Annotated in this window: 18 protein-coding genes and 3 pseudogenes; 9 read left to right on the top strand and 12 right to left on the bottom strand. The window is 32.6% G+C overall.

Annotated elements, in window-relative coordinates; all coding sequences use genetic code 11:
* The 5 genes and pseudogenes from mobB to ACH5TX_RS02560 all read left to right on the top strand — a co-directional run.
* Positions 1 to 1,020 (top strand): MobB family relaxase, encoded by a 1,020-nt coding sequence (gene mobB / locus ACH5TX_RS02580; RefSeq protein WP_439337994.1) that lies wholly within the window; start codon positions 1 to 3, stop codon positions 1,018 to 1,020.
* Positions 1,021 to 1,030: 10 nt separating this feature from the next.
* Positions 1,031 to 2,611 (top strand): type IV secretory system conjugative DNA transfer family protein, encoded by a 1,581-nt coding sequence (locus ACH5TX_RS02575; protein ID WP_439337993.1) that lies wholly within the window; start codon positions 1,031 to 1,033, stop codon positions 2,609 to 2,611.
* Between the two features lie 89 nt (positions 2,612 to 2,700).
* Complete coding sequence (locus ACH5TX_RS02570) at positions 2,701 to 2,967, top strand: hypothetical protein (RefSeq protein WP_439337992.1); 267 nt, start codon at positions 2,701 to 2,703, stop codon at positions 2,965 to 2,967.
* Positions 2,968 to 3,188: 221 nt separating this feature from the next.
* Entirely contained in the window at positions 3,189 to 3,650 is a 462-nt protein-coding gene (locus ACH5TX_RS02565; RefSeq protein WP_439337991.1) for an Arm DNA-binding domain-containing protein, read from the top strand.
* Positions 3,613 to 4,032, top strand: a pseudogene (locus ACH5TX_RS02560) (transposase); the annotation flags it as partial. The gene ACH5TX_RS02565 and the pseudogene ACH5TX_RS02560, both read left to right, overlap by 38 nt.
* A gap of 60 nt (positions 4,033 to 4,092) precedes the next feature.
* Here the strand turns inward: ACH5TX_RS02560 and ACH5TX_RS02555 are convergent.
* The 9 genes and pseudogenes from ACH5TX_RS02555 to ACH5TX_RS02515 all read right to left on the bottom strand — a co-directional run.
* Positions 4,093 to 4,788 (bottom strand): hypothetical protein, encoded by a 696-nt coding sequence (locus ACH5TX_RS02555; RefSeq protein ID WP_439337990.1) that lies wholly within the window; start codon positions 4,786 to 4,788, stop codon positions 4,093 to 4,095.
* Positions 4,778 to 5,557 carry an urease accessory protein UreD gene (locus tag ACH5TX_RS02550; protein WP_439337989.1) on the bottom strand — a complete coding sequence of 260 codons (780 nt, stop codon included), beginning with the start codon at positions 5,555 to 5,557 and terminating at the stop codon, positions 4,778 to 4,780. Before ACH5TX_RS02550 ends, ACH5TX_RS02555 begins: the two co-directional genes overlap by 11 nt.
* Positions 5,554 to 6,189, bottom strand: a complete 636-nt coding sequence (gene ureG, locus ACH5TX_RS02545; protein WP_439337988.1) for an urease accessory protein UreG — start codon at positions 6,187 to 6,189, stop codon at positions 5,554 to 5,556. Before ureG ends, ACH5TX_RS02550 begins: the two co-directional genes overlap by 4 nt.
* 11 nt (positions 6,190 to 6,200) lie before the next feature.
* A complete protein-coding gene (locus ACH5TX_RS02540) occupies positions 6,201 to 6,887 on the bottom strand; it encodes an urease accessory protein UreF (protein ID WP_439337987.1) in 687 nt (228 codons plus the stop codon).
* Positions 6,887 to 7,381 (bottom strand): urease accessory protein UreE, encoded by a 495-nt coding sequence (locus ACH5TX_RS02535; protein WP_439337986.1) that lies wholly within the window; start codon positions 7,379 to 7,381, stop codon positions 6,887 to 6,889. The genes ACH5TX_RS02540 and ACH5TX_RS02535 overlap by 1 nt, the downstream gene beginning before the upstream one ends.
* A 1-nt stretch (position 7,382) precedes the next feature.
* Positions 7,383 to 9,104, bottom strand: coding sequence for an urease subunit alpha (gene ureC, locus ACH5TX_RS02530; protein WP_439337985.1), 1,722 nt, complete (start codon positions 9,102 to 9,104; stop codon positions 7,383 to 7,385).
* Positions 9,105 to 9,110: 6 nt separating this feature from the next.
* Positions 9,111 to 9,470: an urease subunit beta gene (gene ureB / locus ACH5TX_RS02525; RefSeq protein WP_439337984.1), complete on the bottom strand. Its 360-nt coding sequence runs from the start codon at positions 9,468 to 9,470 to the stop codon at positions 9,111 to 9,113.
* Positions 9,467 to 9,769: an urease subunit gamma gene (gene ureA, locus ACH5TX_RS02520; RefSeq protein ID WP_439337983.1), complete on the bottom strand. Its 303-nt coding sequence runs from the start codon at positions 9,767 to 9,769 to the stop codon at positions 9,467 to 9,469. The genes ureB and ureA overlap by 4 nt, the downstream gene beginning before the upstream one ends.
* Positions 9,770 to 10,227: 458 nt before the next feature.
* Positions 10,228 to 10,453 (bottom strand): annotated as a pseudogene (locus ACH5TX_RS02515) (IS982 family transposase); the annotation flags it as partial.
* Positions 10,454 to 10,795: 342 nt separating this feature from the next.
* Between ACH5TX_RS02515 and ACH5TX_RS02510 the strand changes: the two are divergent.
* The 4 genes and pseudogenes from ACH5TX_RS02510 to ACH5TX_RS02495 all read left to right on the top strand — a co-directional run.
* Positions 10,796 to 10,939 carry a hypothetical protein gene (locus tag ACH5TX_RS02510; RefSeq protein WP_439337982.1) on the top strand — a complete coding sequence of 48 codons (144 nt, stop codon included), beginning with the start codon at positions 10,796 to 10,798 and terminating at the stop codon, positions 10,937 to 10,939.
* A 334-nt stretch (positions 10,940 to 11,273) separates the two neighbouring features.
* Positions 11,274 to 11,681 (top strand): hypothetical protein, encoded by a 408-nt coding sequence (locus tag ACH5TX_RS02505; protein WP_439337981.1) that lies wholly within the window; start codon positions 11,274 to 11,276, stop codon positions 11,679 to 11,681.
* A 196-nt stretch (positions 11,682 to 11,877) separates the two neighbouring features.
* The gene (locus ACH5TX_RS02500) at positions 11,878 to 12,030 is read left to right on the top strand and encodes a transposase (RefSeq protein ID WP_439337980.1); all 153 of its coding nucleotides are present in this window, start codon (positions 11,878 to 11,880) and stop codon (positions 12,028 to 12,030) included.
* A 24-nt stretch (positions 12,031 to 12,054) separates the two neighbouring features.
* Positions 12,055 to 13,014, top strand: a pseudogene (locus ACH5TX_RS02495) (IS3 family transposase); the annotation flags it as partial.
* 735 nt (positions 13,015 to 13,749) lie between these two features.
* Here ACH5TX_RS02495 and ACH5TX_RS02490 read toward each other — a convergent pair.
* The 3 genes from ACH5TX_RS02490 to urtC all read right to left on the bottom strand — a co-directional run bounded on the left by ACH5TX_RS02490 (position 13,750) and on the right by urtC (position 16,336).
* Positions 13,750 to 14,448, bottom strand: coding sequence for an ABC transporter ATP-binding protein (locus tag ACH5TX_RS02490; protein WP_439337979.1), 699 nt, complete (start codon positions 14,446 to 14,448; stop codon positions 13,750 to 13,752).
* A gap of 63 nt (positions 14,449 to 14,511) precedes the next feature.
* A complete protein-coding gene (gene urtD / locus ACH5TX_RS02485) occupies positions 14,512 to 15,303 on the bottom strand; it encodes an urea ABC transporter ATP-binding protein UrtD (RefSeq protein ID WP_439337978.1) in 792 nt (263 codons plus the stop codon).
* Positions 15,296 to 16,336, bottom strand: coding sequence for an urea ABC transporter permease subunit UrtC (urtC, locus tag ACH5TX_RS02480; protein ID WP_439337977.1), 1,041 nt, complete (start codon positions 16,334 to 16,336; stop codon positions 15,296 to 15,298). Before urtC ends, urtD begins: the two co-directional genes overlap by 8 nt.
* Between the last annotated feature and the right edge of the window lie 6 nt (positions 16,337 to 16,342).

Below are 16,342 nucleotides of genomic sequence, written 5' to 3'. Positions count from 1 at the left end.
ATGTATATAGCCATTAGTAAACAACAACAAGGCGAAAATTTTAGCGGCAGTGTACGGGATTTTGTAAACTATCTGGAAAAAGAAAACCAGGAGAACAATCCGGAACTTCAGGACTCTTTTTTTGACCAGTACCATGATCACATCAGTGCAGATGAAGTAATTACCGAAATAGATTCTAACACGTCCAAACTTAATAAGAAAGCCCCCAAGTTTTATTCCATGGTGGTCAGTCCATCTCAAAAGGAATTGAAAGCCATCAATAATGATCCTGAGAAACTACGTCTATACGTCAGGGAAATGATGAAGGATTATGCGAGGTCTTTCCATAGAAATGAGCAGGTTGAGGTGGATGTTATAAAATACTATGCTAAAATTGAAAAGCAAAGAACGTTTAAGGGTACCGATAGGGAAATACGAGAGAACCAACCCTATGCTACCAAAATATTAAAACTTAAAAAGGACATACGAGCTATTGAAAACGGGGAATCAACAGGCGACATAAAGCGCATTAAAAAAGAGATCGACCGTTTGGAAACCGATGCGCCTCATAAGATTGATGGGAAACGTATTGTACGGGGTATGAAAAAAGAAGGCATGCAAAACCATGTCCATATCATCGTCAGTCATAAAGATGTAACTAACACGTTCAAGTTATCGCCCTTATCGCAGCATAAAGCGGCTGAGACTATTTTAAATGGAAAAACAATAAAGCAAGGGTTTAATCGGGACCAATTTTATAAGGCAGCTGAAAAGACTTTCGATAAGACCTTTCATTATAAGCGAAACTTTGTCGAAAGTTATAAAGCCAGAAATATATTGGATAAAGATCCCAAGCGCTTTCTAGCGATGCTAGCTGGACTGCCGACGACAGAAAAACAAGTCGCATTTAAAATGTTATTCAAAGCAGGCGTTAATCTGCCAACCATTCCAACTAATAAAGTACAACTAGCTTATAAAGCCCTTATGAAACTCAAAAGAGGTGTGGAAACCGCTATGAACTCGGGCTCTATAGGCGTTTAAACTAAATATTATGGTAAGCTTACACGTGTTAATTCCAGCATTGATCTTAGGAGGACTCATCTCTTATATGGTCAACAAATATGTGCGTCATGGGATTTTTATGATATTCATGTGTCTGATTCTAGCTTCTGTAATTATCGGGGTGATGATGGACTTTCACGCCTTATTAAAAGCCATTCTCCTTATGGTTGTACCCTGGCAATTTATAAACCTGGTGTGCTATGTTTATGGCGGGAGCACTGAAAATCAGATCATCCGAAAAGAATACAAAGTGGTGATGAAAACCCGTGGAGCTAATCTCGTTCTGGAAAATATTAGACGCGGCATCTCAATCATTGCAGCAGCAGGTAGTGGCAAAACGGAAAGTATCATCTACAGCCTAATGAAGCACTTTAAAGACCATAAGTTCTGCGGTGTTATCCATGACTATAAGCATTTTGAAATCACTGAAATGGCATATCCCTTATACCTAAACAGTGGGAACAAATTCTATATCGTTTCTTTTGATCCTATTCATTATAGAGTCAACCCCATTGCTCCAAAATATTTGCCTGATGAAGAGAGTGTTTATGAAGTGTCTAGAGTGCTTCTGGAAAATCTAATGGAGACCAAAGAATCCGATAACAACAGTACGTCACGTTTTTTTAAAGATGCGGTAGAAGGACTTATCAGTGGGCTGATTTGGCGTTTAAGAACAGATTATAAGGACTACTGTACCATCCCACACTTAATAGCCCTTTATCAGCAATTGGGAACCAAAGGCCTCTTGAAATTCTTAAAGGCAGATTTGACCGCCAGAGCCATGGCGGATGCTTTTATCAGTGGGGTAGGATCCGAACGGCAAACCGCTGGCGTGAAAAGTACCTTAGCGAATGCCTTTAAAAAAATCAGTACTAAAAAAATATTCATGGCCTTGTCCTCCGATGATATTCCACTAGATATCAATAACCCAGAAAACCCTGCTGTTATTTGTGTAGTCAATAACCCTAAAAAAGATGCTTCTCTCTCACCAGTCATAGCCACCATTTTACATACCATAACCAAACAAATAAGTGAACGAAAGCGGTTGCCTTCTTTTATATTATTAGAGGAAGCGCCAACCATCAGACTTTTACATATGCACCGCATCCCAGCGACCCTAAGAAGCTATGATATCGCAACAGTGTATGTCATGCAAGATAAAATACAGAACGATATGTTATATGGTGAAAAAGCTAGTAGAGCCATACTTAGTAATCTGTCCTATCAGTTCTTTGGGAAAGTTAATGATCCGGATACCGCTAAATACTATGAGCGTTTCTTCGAGATCGTGAAGAATCCAACCAAAAGTATAAGTAAAGGAACCGGGCTAACCTGGGAAGCCCGAATTACTAAAGGCGAAAGAGAAGTGCCTAAAAGACGAGCAGAAATCTTTTTTAGATTGAAGCAAGGGGAGTTTATCGTGTTTGCGGATGGCAAGGATAAAAAGGTGCGTTTTAAACAGCCACATATTATTAAGGAACTTCCAAAGCCGCCGAGAGCGTATACCGAAAAGGATTTACAATTAAACTTCAATAGGATCTATAGCGAGGTGAAATCTATGTTTAAATAGTATGTTTGCTGAAAATGTATCTCTAAAGGATGGGAAGTTGACTATAAAGGATTAAATGGGATGAACCTGATTAAAAGGACTTATTTTGTTTGAAGCGCAGCTCAAATCTTTCTAAATTTAATTATTTGAGTTATAAATCATATGAGACAATACTATCTGCGAATAAATCTGCTATGGCATTTTTTAAAACATCTAAAGAAACCTTGATGCATTCTACTAGCTATGATTTTATAGTCTTTAGATTTTATCAGTGGGATGACATTCTAGAAGAATTAGACGCATGGGAAACTTATATCACTATAGATGAAGAGACATATCATACTTTATATAGCAACTTATGCCTTGAGTCTTTTTAAGCATTATTCTAATTCAAAAAAAAACTGTAAATATATGATTTACAGTTTTTTTTTGTTTTTTTGATATCAAAACATACCATTTAAAATCATATAAAAAGGGGTTAATTCGGTGTTAGTAAAAAATTCCTACATCCACTGACACCGAATTATTTTTTTTTTTTTTTTGACACGTAATACCTTGAATTACAAATGATTAAAATTATTTTTTAATTAGCCTATTTGTGATTTTTTTTGTAAATTCAATCAAAATTAACAACAGATCGGTGTCACTTTCAATCTCAATTCTATCATACATTAAAAAAACCAAATTGGATTTCTTAGGAAAAACAAATATTTACCTAAGAATTACGGTGGATGGCCGAAGAGCTGAATTCAGTATCCATCGCAAAATTGAGCCAAGTCGTTGGAATAGCGATACTGGCTTAGCCAAAGGGAGTTCTAAAGAAATTCAGGAACTTAATAGGTATATTGCTTCTATAAAGAGTAAACTATTTTCATTGCATCAGCTATTTATTGATCGGGGTGAAATGGTAACAGCCATTAAATTACGTGACCGTTATTTAGGTAAAGATGAAGAATGGACTTACTATATTAGACTTGACATAAAGTTGCGAGATTTAGAGTTACAAGAATTAACTTTGAATCATGAAAAAAAGAAACAGAAATTACAGTCCATCATTTAAGCAAAAGGCAGTAGAATTAAGTTATTCTCGAGGCAATACAAAGCAAGTGTGTGAGGAATTAGATATTCCTTATTCGGTATTACACCGTTGGCGAAAAGAATCAAAAATTATGGTAAGAACAGTTTTCCAGGTCGAGGTAAAGCAAAATTGACAGATGAACAAAAAGAAATAGTTCTATTAAAGAAACAGCTAAAAGATATTTCAGAAGAACATGATATATTAAAAAAGGTGGTTAATCCAAAGCTTCAACTGGCACATCATTTAAAAGACACACAGTGTCTTTCCATTCTGTCCTCTCCAAGAGCGACAAGTAAAATTTAGGTTTATAAAACATCATAAATTTTATCTAAAAAAGACTTTTATTTTAGTGGCATTCTATCATCAACATTAACTTGGATATGCTATGACAAAGTTAAAGATTTACCTTCATCATTTAAAAGCACTACCAACCTAGCCAAATCATCCCAAATCCAGAAACTAATATTATAGCACCACTTATAAGCTCTATATATTTTTCAAATCCCTTATATTTAATTAAATTTATACCATAAAAACCGATCAAAACCATAGTCAACATGGTTAAAACGGTTGCCAAAGTATAAATTATAATTAAAACTCCAACCTCAAATGATGAATAATCAATTGCTGGATATACAATAAGTGGAATCATGGGTTCACTTGGTCCAGATGCAAAAATGAAAAACATCACCCACGGTGTTACTTTAAATCGTCGATTAGAGCTTACTATTTGCCCATGTTGGTGTTCAAAAACATAGATTTCACCTTCCTCTGTAGTATGAAAGTGTTTATGAATTTTGTTTTTATTCAAATTATAAAGAGCATACAATACATAGCCTAATCCAAAAAGAAACAATATCCAAGAAGCAAACCCACCTCGAACGGATTCAAGATTCATAGTCTTAGATAAAGTCCATCCTAATAAAATGCCCAACAGCCCTAAAATCACCGAACTGAATACATGTGCAATTCCACACAACGAAGTCCATAAAATTGTTTTTTTTAAGCTCCATTTTTTAGAACGAGACAAAACAATAAATGGAAAATAATGATCGGGGCCACTAAAGGTATGCAAGGCACTAATGAAAATTACTGTTAGGCAAAGTAAATTAAAATTCATTTTTTTTTATAATTTCAGCCATTTCTTTCATCCATAAAAATAATTTTTCGGCTTTGTTATACAAAATTTTCACTACTAAACCATTTGTTGGTGCTTCTGAAATTCCAAACATGACATTTTTTTCGTTTAAAAAAGTATTCAATTGCATTTTTAATAGTTTTACATCACAGGAATCGTGTAAAAAGACCAAGCACAACTGATGTGTGAAACCTTCATACTGACCTAGATTCATAGGGTTAGATTCAGAAGGTTTTAAATATAAATTTTCAAAAAAAACTAAGTTATTTTCTTTGTAAATCTTTGTGACAGATTGAAATTGCTTGAATTCAAAAACTTCCCCTTTTAGTTTTCTACCACTAGTGAAAATTTCCCCCCAAAGAATGGATGCTTTTTTATCTAAAAAAATGGTGGTAATATTCTTAAAACAAGCCCCTTTGTGAGGCACACAAGGATGCGGTAAGTAACATAAAAAAGCATTCTCATTTAATGTTACTTTTGTTTCTTGAAAAGCGCTTTTTTCCATGCTAAATAAACGCTGGAAAGATTGTGTGGTAAGCTCTAAATGACTACCTTTATTTAAGGTATAGTCAAAATACAGTTCATCTCCATCCAAAACCCCTGGAGAAGAACACATCAAAATGAGCTCTAACATTGTTTTCTGCTTATCCTCCCGAATATCTAACACTTTAAAAGGAGTATTAAAGAAAGCTGATTTCAATTGTGTTATCCCATTTTTTACCTCGGACTCTATACTTACTCTTGAAATCATCTCACCAAATTAGGTTCGTCTATGTCTTCCAAAAACCCATATTTTTTAATCCAGCCTATAACATCATCCAAACCTTCTTTTTTTATTAAATCTGTAAAGATAAAAGGTTTACCACATCTCATTTTACGAGCATCATGCTCCATTATACACAAGTCGGCATTAACATAAGGCGCTAAATCTATTTTATTAATTATCAACAAATCGCTACGCACAATTCCTGGCCCACCTTTTCTTGGGATTTTATCTCCTTCGGCAACATCAATTACAAAAATGGTTAAGTCAGCTAAATCTGGACTAAAAGTAGCCGACAAATTATCACCACCGCTTTCAATAAAAATCAATTCAATTTTCGTAAATCGTTCCATCAAATCGTCAATCGCTTCTAAATTCATACTAGCATCTTCACGAATGGCTGTATGCGGGCAACCTCCTGTTTCTACTCCAATGATTCGATTGGCAGGTAATAAACTGTTTTTTGTTAAAAATTCGGCATCTTCTTGTGTGTAAATATCATTGGTAATTACTCCAATAAAATATGTCGATGCTAACTCTCGTGTTAAACGCTCAATTAAGGCTGTTTTTCCTGAACCTACAGGTCCAGCAATTCCTATTTTTATATAATTTCTTTGCATTTTTTTTGTTTTCAAGACATATACAATCTTGAATATAAATTTTCATGTTCCATAGCACGTATATCAAACCCAGTTGTGTTCATTCCTAATAAATCTAGATTGGGCTGTAAAGCCTTACTTGTTAGTTTTTCTAAAACTGGCAATAATTCAAACAACAATATTTGTCCAAAATCCTGACTCAAAGGAATTAGCTTTACAGCATTAGTTATGTAACCAACGGTAGTGTTGTAAAAAAAACCCTTCAAAGATTCCTGTTTTTCTATTTTTAATTCGTGTGCAAATATTGCATACAAAATACAGTAATGCCCATAAATGCTTTCATTTTTTAGCGCCAATTTTAATTGATGGGTTAATTCGGTTTGTATTAAAGGACTAAAAATCTTCATCAATCTAATTCCTAGTTTCTGACTAGCACTTCTAATTTCTTTTGGTAATTTGGATGCATTGCACAAACTATCTAGTTCTATAATGTTGTTCCAATCTTTGTTTTTGCAAGCGTCGTAAACCAAACTAATAAAGAAAGCCTCATTTGGCAAAACATTATGGGTCAGAACTTCGTATAAAAAAACTCGAACACTTTCTACCGACTTAACGATCTCTTTTTGAGTATAAGTTTCCAATCCATAAGAATGAGAAAATCCACCAATAGGCAACATAGGGTCTGAAAGATGCAGTAGGTACAACAAGGAATTTTTCATTATTTTTGCGTTAGATTCATAATTTTTGAAAACAAAGTACTGCTATATCCATGCGGCGAAACCGATGTCCTTAGAGGTGTCAATAATTGTCTTTTATCTTCATATACTTCAAACCCCATGGCTATCAATTGTCTAAATAGTGGTCTGTCAAAAGGAACAAACAATCGTTCTTTTTCATAAAACAAAGGTAAATGCTTATTTCCTATTTCATAACAAATAGAAGCCGTCTCAAAATTATTTTTGGGAATAATTACTATACAATCACAAGGAATAATATTTACGACATAATTTGTATTATCTACCTGAATTAAGATATCACCTTGCCGAAAATTAGGATTTTCGTTCAAAAATTTTAATCGGAAACTTTTGCCATTTCTTGCCATTTTATGTTGAATACGTTTATTTGTTTCAAACCATTCAAAATCAATAAACACCTCTATTCCAGTAGGTTTAAGACTTGATGATTTAGCTTGATTTTTAGCTGTAATAATCATATTAAAACAAAAAATACCTTTGCGCCATTGGAACGACATTCAAGGGCTCACAGGTAATATGCTCCCCATCTATTCTAACTTGATAATTCTCTGGATTGACTTCAATAATTGGCGTTTTATCATTATGTATTAAATCTTTCTTTCCTATATTTCTGCAATTTTCAACTGGTAGAATAATTTTATTTAAATCATATTTTTCAATAGTTTTATTTTCAATGGAAATTTTTGAAACAAAAGTAATACAGGTTTTATGTAAAGCTTTTCCATAAGCTCCAAACATACGGCGATAAATTACTGGTTGTGGCGTGGGAATCGAGGCACTTGGATCTCCCATTTTACTGGCTATAATCATTCCTCCTTTGATAATTATTTCAGGTTTAACACCAAACATAGATGGTTTCCACAACACTAAATCTGCTAATTTCCCAGATTCAATTGAACCAATATGATTTGAAATCCCATGAGTAATAGCTGGATTAATCGTGTATTTTGCAATATATCTTTTGACTCTAAAGTTATCATTTTTTTTGGTTTTATCTTCTAATAAAAAACCTCTTTGAATTTTCATCTTATGAGCGGTTTGCCATGTTCTAATAATAACTTCACTTACCCTGCCCATAGCTTGAGAATCACTACTCATCATACTAAAAACACCTATATCATGCAAGATATCTTCAGCAGCAATCGTTTCTGGACGGATTCTGGAATCCGCAAAAGACACATCCTCGGGAACTGATTTATCTAAATGATGACAAACCATCAACATATCTAAATGCTCATCAATAGTGTTTTTAGTAAAAGGACGGGTTGGATTGGTACTGGATGGCAAAATATTTGGATACATAGCCGCCTTAATAATATCGGGAGCATGACCTCCACCCGCTCCTTCTGTATGAAAAGTATGTATTACCCTTCCGTTTATAGCTTTAATAGTATCTTCTAAAAAACCACTTTCGTTAAGCGTATCTGTATGAATGGCAACTTGAATATCATATTTATCTGCTATAACTAAAGAAGCATTTATTGTTGCAGGGGTAGCACCCCAGTCTTCATGAATTTTTAATCCTAAAGCTCCTGCTTTAATTTGTTCTTCCAAAGGTTCTAATGTTGAGCAATTTCCTTTTCCAAAAAAACCCAGATTAATTGGAAACGCTTCGGAACTTTCCAACATTTTTTGAATATTCCAGCTCCCTGGTGTCACAGTCGTAGCTTTGGTGCCGTCAGCTGGACCTGTACCGCCACCTATCATAGTTGTTATTCCACTATATAAAGCATGTTCTATTTGTTGTGGACAGATAAAATGAATGTGTGTATCTACACCTCCTGCCGTAACAATTAAACCTACTCCAGAATGCACTTCGGTTGAAGCACCAATAATCATATTTTCGGTAATTCCATCCATCGTATCAGGGTTACCGGCTCTTCCTACTGCAACAATTTTGCCTTCTTTAATACCAATATCTCCTTTTACTATGCCCCAATGATCAATAATAATAGCATTGGTAATTACAAAGTCAAGAACCCCGTCATCTCTTTTAGCTCTTGCTGATTGTGCCATACCATCTCTTATGGTTTTTCCTCCTCCAAATTTAGCTTCTTCTCCATAAACCGTAAAGTCCTTTTCAATCTCGATAAACAATTCTGTGTCAGCCAATCGTATTTTATCCCCAACTGTTGGTCCAAACATATTGGCATATTTTATTCTATTTATTTCTTTACCCATAATACATTACTGTTTTAGAAATTGATCTAATTTTTTTCGTATACTTTCTTTGTTGAAAGCATTAATATTAGAATCAATCAAATTATTAAAACCAAAAATAATTTGATCACCACTTATCGTGACTAGCTCTATTTCTTTACCTTCTCCAGGTTCAAAACGTACAGCTGTACCTGATGCTATATTCAATCGCATGCCCAGTGTTTTCATTCGATCAAAATCCATTTTTTTGTTCACTTCAAAAAAATGAAAATGAGACCCTATTTGTATGGGACGATCACCTGTATTACTTACTGTAATTGTAACACTTTTCTTATGTATGTTGATTCGAATAGAATCTGACTTTAAAATAAATTCTCCTGGTATCACTTAATTGGGTTATGAACTGTTAATAATTTAGTTCCATCAGAAAAAGTCGCCTCAATTTGAATATCATGTATCATTTCTGGAACACCTTCAATTACATCATTTCTAGTGAGTATAGTTGTCCCAAAACTCATCAATTCAGCAACTGTTTTACCATCTCTAACAGCCTCCAAAAGCTCACAACTTATTAAAGCTATAGCTTCTGGATAATTAAGTTTTACCCCTCTTCGCTTTCGTTTAACAGCTACTTCCCCAGCTATACTTAAAAGGAGTTTTTCTATTTCTTTTGGACTTAAATACATTTTATTACGTTAGTTAAAAAAAATATTGGATTTATTTAATCAATTATAATTTCACACCTTAATTTATACTGTGCATGCAATAGCATGTACCTCATTTTATCCTTGATCTCAAAAGACAAAAGTCTAAAATCTTTTAGTTTTCTTTTGATAATTCTTCCAAGAAGTAAATACTGTTTAATAGTATTAAAATAAAAACTTTCTCTTTTAAAATCTTATTGAACTTAAAAAAACAAAACAAAGATGTTTTAGAGAAAAAAAATTTTTATAAAAATAAATAAAACGCCTGCTAGCTTTAAACACAAAGTAATAACTGTTTGCTATTAGCAACCGTTACCCGTATTGTATTTGAAAAAAGTTCTGCAGACTACTATCAACAATGAAACAATCCTGAGAGTTGTTTCATTTAAAAGTCATCTGTTTTTTATCGCTTCTCTTAAACGGAATAATTTTCACTAACACCTGTTATAAACACTGCGTTCTGTTTTTTTCGATAGATCAATAGGCAATATCCTAAAAAGTTGGCATTCACTATCAATACTCATATATTCTGCGGTCAAGTCAATGACTATAAGCTCTAAATCGTTTAGCTTGGGTTTTCGGATTTGATGTAAATAATCTGATTTTGTACCTAAATCCTTTTAAAACATCTAATATTTTAGCGTAATTTGTTTTAAAGTTGAGCATCGCTAATTGTTGTGTCATAATTATAATTTACTACTATTTAGTAGTTTGTGCAACTTTTATCTAAATGTACAATGGGTTAATTTAGATAAAAAATGAATTTAAGAGCATGTATAATTATAAAGCTAATTTTTACAATTTTAACATTATTTATTGTATTAAATTATATTCTCAAGATTGTACTAAAGAAATTGTAAAACTTTCGATAAGGAGATTATTCCTTTTAATAAGAGAAATATTTAATTAAAAGTAATAGTTGATTCGACAGGAATGCGGCATAATCAAATTTCTGATCTCATATTATGTTTTTATAGAAAAAAGAATATTAAAACTTAAGGAGCAGCTATGCTGTATTGTCCTGGTAGTGATTACGGAATTGTTAACATAAAGGATGATAGAGAAAGTAAAGCAAAACGATATCTACAAATTGGTTTTAATGTTGTTGGCAGTATTAAAGAAGAGACTTCCCGATTACAGGATTGTAAATAATCAAGATAAAGTACCTTTATCTGATGCACAAAAAGTTCTAGCTATATTTTGGAGTTACTACATTTACTCGTACAGAAATTTTAAGACTGTTTATTTAAAAACAAGTTTATAAGTAGGGAGTCTAAATCAGAAGCAGTACGATTAAGTTATCAACGAGAAAATATTAAATAATTAGCAGATGAGCTAGTGTAAGCTTCCCTTAAAACCTGAAACCGATTCTATAGAAGTAAAACAGTTACATAAAGTCTTAAAAGAAAAATAATTAGAGCTTGTAACCTTTAAAAAAAGCTGATCACATCTTTTCCAAGAGTGATGGGAAATCTATCAATTTATAGTGAGTTATGAACATTTATATCTTATTGAAAAGAGGTGTAGAATTTTAAAAGTAAGTAGAAGTAGTTATTATAGGCAGTTCAGTCATGTTCTATCAAATGGAGCTATAGAAAATAGTCTGTTTACAGATTTGATAAAAGAGGTTTTTGATTTAAGCAATCATCCATATTCTATTTCTAGAAATCATTTAAATAGAAACTTTAGACCAAAATCATTAAATGAAGTTTGTGTATCTGATATCACTTATATAAAAACAACTTCAGGTTGGTCATTAAGTAAAGAATTGTATACAGATCAAACTATTATTCCAGCTTGGAAAATGGTAATATCAAAAAGACAAATAACCAAGTCTTTACTTTTTCATTCAGACAGAGTTATACAATATACTTCTATAGGATTTAGAAAATGAAGTAAGAAAAGTACTTTAATTATTCAAAGTATGATAAGAAAGGCTAATTGTACGGACAATACTATGGCAGAAAGTTTTTTTTAACGCTTAAAGTTGAACTGATATATCATCATAATTTTAAAACTATTTGTAGGCTTTCCTAAAAATAGGACAGTTAATAATTCGAATTTACTAACTTTAAATTCAAACTGTCACAATGAGAAACGGCAAATTTAGCGAGAGTCAAATTATCAAGGCTCTCAAGGAGAATCAACAAGGTAGATTCGTAGGCGATATATCAAGAGGATTAGGTATCGACAAGAGTACGTTTTATTACTGGCGTAAGAAATACGGAGGTATGGAGCAATAAGAACTTAAGCGTCTTAAAGAGCTTGAAGCAGAGAATAACAAGCTAAAGCAAATGTATGCTGATGTTAGTTTAGACAATAAAATGCTAAAAGATATATTGTCAAAAAAAGTACTAAAGCTTTCCGATAAGCGAGTTCGTGTAAAATATCTTGTTAAAGAATTTACCGTGCCTATCTTACGAGCCTGTAAGGTTGTAGGATTAAGTAGGTCAATGTGGTACTATCAGAGTAAGAAAAACGATAGTGAAGTTATTGACAAGCTCACAGAACTTGCAGAATCGTATCCCACTAGAGGTTTTGATGAGTATTGCCACAAAATCCGTCGTGAAGGCTTAAAATGGAACAGAAAACGAGTGCTACGCATATATCGTGAGATGAAGCTTAGTTTAAGACTTAAGCCCAAAAAGCGTTTGGATAAACGTGTAAAACAACCTTTAGAAACACCAGAAGAACTCAATGTGTGTTGGAGTATGGATTTTATGAGTGATGCTCTTACCGATGGTAGAAAACTTAGAGTATTTAATGTTATAGACGACTGTAATCGGGAAGCTCTAGCTATTGAAGCAGGACTATCATATCCAGCAAGAGCTGTTGTGGAAACGCTAGAGTATTTAAAAGACGAAATTGGAACACCTAAGTTTGTGAGGTGTGATAATGGACCAGAATTTATATCTAAAACCTTTATGAATTGGTGTATAAAGAACTTTATAGAAATCAAGTATACTCAACCTGGAAAACCAATGCAAAACGGATACATAGAACGTTTTAATCGTTTCTTTAGGGAAGATATACTAGATGCCTATTACTTCAATGACACATATCAGTTGCAGAAGATAAGCGATAACTGGAGAGAAGACTATAATTTTAATCATCCTCATAAATCACTAGGAAACAAATCCCCTAAAGAATATATGCCCAGATTTGAAGAAGAATTTAAATTCTTCTTTAAATCTGACCTAAATAATAATTATTTGTCGAAAATTTAAGGTATCCTAAAAAGGGGAAGGCTACATATTGGGTAAACCAAATTAGTATATATAAGTTTGGTTTAACAGTAAACGTTTGCACTCGAGGTGAAAATATAAAACAGCTAAAGAAATTGAATTAGAATTTTATCAAATTAAAAATGTGGCATAGATCTTAGATTATTTGCTCGACTTTTTGTTTCAAGTCCAAGATAATATTAAGAATATGTCGAGCATAAAAATAATTTTATTTAATTGATTTATTAGTTTTATTTCATCTGAAAGATCAAGAGTATTATGTTGTCTCTTCTGTTGTAAACACCTTGTTTTAGGAGATTATTTGAATAAAGACATGCTTACTAAATAGTTGTTTCTAGCTTAAAAAGTGTAATTCAAAATTTGATACAAAAATTTATCATTCCAATAATTTATAAAACTTAGAAAGTAAAATGTGTTTTTAAGGTTTGCGTTTAATGTTATAGATAAACGAGGATTGGTAACATGTAAATTTTTTCAAACTTATACTTGTAATTATTTTTTTTATTAACTAATTCATATTCCATTATCAAAAATTAATACTTCTGAATATAATTTCTAATTAGTTTCAAATCAGTATTATCATTTGTCATAAAACAAAATTAAATATTATTCAATTTTGCCTTGGAATTACCTACCCTTTAAAAATGAAAATATAGATTAAACTTCATATATTAAACAGTCTTTTTGAGTTTATATAGATTCTAAAACTTTAAAAGGCTATAATTTGATGCTTTCTATAACTGAGGTTCTATTTTTATTAGTTAAAGAACCTTCTTTAGTAACTTGGCCTCCTTGAAGAAAATAGTAAGAATTAGATAATTCAAGTGCGAATTGTACAAATTGTTCTACCAACAAAACAGTAACATCTAAATCTGTAGTAATTCTTTTTAAGATATTTCCAATTTCTTGTACAACATTTGGTTGTACTCCTTCGGCAGGCTCGTCTAGTAAAATCATTTTAGGTTCTATAACCAACATTCGTGCTATAGCTAATTGCTGTTGCTGACCACCACTTAGCATGCCTCCTTTTCTTTTTCTAATGCCCTTTAAATCTGGAAAATATTCATAACCTACTTCTAAAGCTTTTTTCAAATCCATCTTTCTAACTTCACAACCTAGTAACAGATTTTCTTCTACATTTAAATATGGGAAAATCATTCTTCCTTGTGGCACATAAGCAACTCCTAATTGCGAAATCGCTTCGGAGTCTAATTTTGAAATATCTTGACCGTCAAAAATAATTTCTCCTCTTTTAGATGGCATTAGTCCCATAATCGATTTTAATAGCGTCGTTTTTCCTGCGCCATTACTACCAACTATAGAGCAAATTTCGTTTTTAGGTATGTTAATATTTACATTATGAATTGCTGAGGATTCACTTGAATATCCAGCAGTTAAATCTTTTATTTTAAACATCTTTTACGTTTAATATTGTTAAGGTGGCGTTATTTATCAAACTACGTTACCTAAAATTTATGTTTAGTTTTGACGTCCCAAATAAATTTCAATCACCTGTTCGTTATTGACAATTTTATCAAAAGGTCCTCTATCAATAATACGCCCTTCATGCATAACCGTAACGGACGTTGAAAAATTACTAACAAATTTCATGTCGTGTTCTACCACTAAAACGGTATGATCTTTTCCTATTTCTTTTAAAAGCTCCCCTGTTCTGTCACGCTCACTTGGAGACATCCCAGCAATAGGTTCATCTACCAATAATAATTCTGGTTCGTTAATTATAGACATAGCAATTTCTAACCACTGTTTTTGTCCGTGAGACATAGATCCGCTAATTACATTTTTATAATCTAAAAGTTTTAGTTTTAACAACGTTTCATCAATAACTTCTTCTTGCTCCTTGTTTACCTTATGATTAAATAAATACCATATATTACGTTTCCCAGTTAGTAATGAAAGCTTCATGTTTTCAAAAACCGTTTGGGTATTAAATATAGTTGGGTTTTGAAACTTTCTACTTATGCCTAAGTGCACAATACTTTCTGGTTTCTTATTTTGAACTTCGTGTTCTTCGTTGTAAATAATTTTACCTTTTGAAGTTTTTACACGCCCACAAATAGCATCTAAAACAGTCGTTTTTCCTGCACCGTTTGGACCTATTATAAATTGCACCCCTTTAAAAGGAAAATCTATATTAATATTGTTCAAAGCTTTGTAGCCATCAAAATCTACTTCAATATCTCGTAAACTGATAATAGGATTTACAACTCTTGCAACTTGTTGTAAGTGTAATTCTAGATCTTTATTCATGCGCTGCTGTTTTCATTTTAATAAATCTATTTTGAAACCATTTTTTCTCCCTTAGTGTTCCAATAATTCCCTTTGGAATAATTAAAGTTGCGGCAATAAATAAGAATCCGTAGAAATACCACCAATATTCTGGTAACGATTCAGAGAAACTTGTTTTTGCATAATTAATAATCAAAGCACCTATTATTGGCCCCAGTAAAGTGCCGCGTCCTCCTATTGCTACCCAAATAACAAATTCAGTAGACATAAGTATACTCATAAGGGAAGGCGATATTATACCTACAATAGGTACAAATAAAGCGCCTGCAACACCACACATAGCGGCAGAAGTTGCTAAAGTTAAAATTTTAAAAGAATCTGTTCTGTAACCTAAAAAACGTAGCCTAGTTTCTCTGTCTCTTATAGCTTGAATTATAACACCACCATGGGTTTTTAACATAAATCTGCTAACAAAATAAATAGCTATTACAAAAACAACTGCAATACCATATAATATTTTTATAAGTGTTGGGTCTCCAATTGGGTAACCAAAAGCGCCTCTAAATCCAGTTATACCATTAGATCCGCCCGTAAAACCTTGTTGTCCAACAAATAAAATAGACATAATTAAGGTAATAGCTTGACTAATTATAGTGAAATAAACACCTTTAGTTCCAGACTTAAAAAGTGGAACACCAGCAACTAAAGCCAATGTTACAGGCAAAATAACAGTCATTGCTAATGCAAAAGGCAATGATTTAAACAGCCCCCAAAACCACGGTAAGGTTTCTATTCCAGACCATTCCATAAAATCGGGCAAAGGTTGTGCTTGTAGTTTCATATACATAGCCATGGCATAACCTCCTAATGCAAAGTAAACGCCATGCCCTAAACTTAATATCCCAGTATATCCCCATAATAAATTAACCGAAATAGCTACTATAGCAAATACTACAAACTTACTTAAAATCGAAAGTCTAAAATCTGAAAGTAAAAAAACGGGTAATATTATAATTACAGCCAGTACTATTGTATAAATTATTTTTTGCTTCATCTTTTA

The sequence above is a fragment of the Thalassobellus citreus genome, assembly GCF_044385915.1.
Classification (GTDB): Bacteria; Bacteroidota; Bacteroidia; order Flavobacteriales; family Flavobacteriaceae; genus Thalassobellus; species Thalassobellus citreus.
The sequence above is the reverse complement of the archived record's forward strand: the minus strand, read 5'-3'. Positions and strand labels throughout refer to the sequence as shown.